Source organism: Sphaerisporangium sp. NPDC051017, from assembly GCF_040683095.1.
Taxonomy (GTDB): domain Bacteria; phylum Actinomycetota; class Actinomycetes; order Streptosporangiales; family Streptosporangiaceae; genus Sphaerisporangium.
Genome location: NZ_JBFBCI010000154.1, coordinates 1 through 1,534 on the forward strand (window position 1 = coordinate 1; position 1,534 = coordinate 1,534).

Below are 1,534 nucleotides of genomic sequence, written 5' to 3' on the forward strand. Positions count from 1 at the left end.
AGATCAGCGACGACGAGAAGAAGACTTCTCCCCGTAATTCCCCGATCTGTCGATCATCCCAATAGCCCGATTGCCTTCACCGCTTGGGATCAAGCGCCGCTGCCGGCCGTGGCGTAAGCGGCTGCGCACAACAGCCGCACGTAGACGTCTGTCTGACGGGCCGTCCGCAGCCCGAGCGCGTCCAGCCGTCCGGCGGCGCGTATGAGCGTCTGCGCGGCGACCTCGTTGCGTCCGGAGGTGCGAAGCATCATGCCCATGGCACGGGCCGACGCGGCCATCGCGACGGCGTCGCCGGAGCGCTGCGCGTAGATCACTCCCCGGTCCGCGGTGATCACCGCAGAGGGTTTGCGTCCGACTTTGTTCAACACGTCCGTCGAGAGGTTGTAACACGCGGCGAGCACCGTCCACCCTGTCGGCGTGTCGATCCGTTCCGCGCACGCTTTGGCCACGGCGAGCAGACCGGGCAGCCCGGCCACGAGCGAGGGCAGGGCGCTCACGTCGAACTGGCGGCGCGCCACCTGCAACCGCTGGCGGATGTCGGACAGCCGTTCGGGCTGATCGGGCTCGTCGGACAGAGCCAGAGCGTCGTCGAACCGTTGGAGCAGGCTCAGCGGAATACTCAGCCCTGCCGCAGTGAGCAGCGTTCGTCGTCGCATCGGATCGTCCCCCTCGATCTCGCCGTTCCGGCTCAATGTAGCCACGCCGCCGCGCCTCGCAGAGGGTTTGCGCGCGGGTGTCGCTCACGGGTTGGACGGGACTCAGCTTCTCGGCCGACACGCCGTTCCGCGTCTACAAGGCCGGGCACGGCCCCGAGCAGGCCCGCGAGTTCCGCACTCGCGCCGCGGACGCCGGTCTGGCGTGGGTGAGGCACAGACTGAGCTGAGAGGCCCGGACGACAGCGGCTCCCTCCCCTGATGAAGGGAGCCGTGCTGTGTCGGCCGAGTTCCCAGCCGCTGACCATGCTCGGTGTCACCCCCGAGCGACCGCCGGGGCGCGCAGATCCATCCGCCCAACGACACCCGAAGGGTCCGGGTACGAGCCAGGCGGGCCCTGCGCAGCCCAGGTGACCTGCGCCCTCGTAGCCCGGCTCGGCGAGGATCGGCCGGGTCGGTGATCAGGCCGGGGTGAGCCGCGAACGCGTCCAGCAGAGCGGGGCAGGTCGCACTCCCCGGGAGAATCCGGGACGGATTTCGGGGGCCGGCTGGTCCCCCGAGGGAGGACATCGGCGCGCGGGGGGGATCGTTTCCGGGAAGCACCCAAGATCAACTAGATGGAGGTTTCAGGGTCATGTGGGCTGCGCCCTAAATGGTTTGCCCGCAGATGGCGCGCGCTGGGATGCTCGGCCGGGCAGGAACGGAGAGGAGACCGCGAAGTGGCCGTCACCGCATCGAGCAAGCCGTCCGAGTCCGAGCCGGAAGTCCGCACGGCGGCCGGCGTCCTGCGCGGCGGCAGGGAGGCGGGCCTGGCGGTCTTCCGCGGCATCCCGTTCGCCGAGCCGCCGGTCGGCGCCCTCCGGTTCGCCGCGCCGCAGCCG

Annotated in this window: 3 protein-coding genes; 2 read left to right on the forward strand and 1 reads right to left on the reverse strand. The window is 70.2% G+C overall.

Annotation, left to right across the window (positions count from 1 at the left end; genetic code table 11):
• Nucleotides 1-89: 89 nt before the first annotated feature.
• The gene (locus tag AB0M95_RS40965; protein WP_363777182.1) at nucleotides 90-701 is read right to left on the reverse strand and encodes a hypothetical protein; all 612 of its coding nucleotides are present in this window, start codon (nucleotides 699-701) and stop codon (nucleotides 90-92) included.
• A 32-nt stretch (nucleotides 702-733) separates the two neighbouring features.
• Here AB0M95_RS40965 and AB0M95_RS40970 point away from each other — a divergent pair, with 32 nt between their 5' ends.
• Together AB0M95_RS40970 and AB0M95_RS40975 are read left to right on the forward strand one after the other, a co-directional pair.
• Nucleotides 734-883: a hypothetical protein gene (locus tag AB0M95_RS40970; protein WP_363777185.1), complete on the forward strand. Its 150-nt coding sequence runs from the start codon at nucleotides 734-736 to the stop codon at nucleotides 881-883.
• Between the two features lie 387 nt (nucleotides 884-1,270).
• The coding region (locus tag AB0M95_RS40975) for a carboxylesterase family protein (protein ID WP_363777188.1) at nucleotides 1,271-1,534 on the forward strand (264 nt) is incomplete at its 3' end.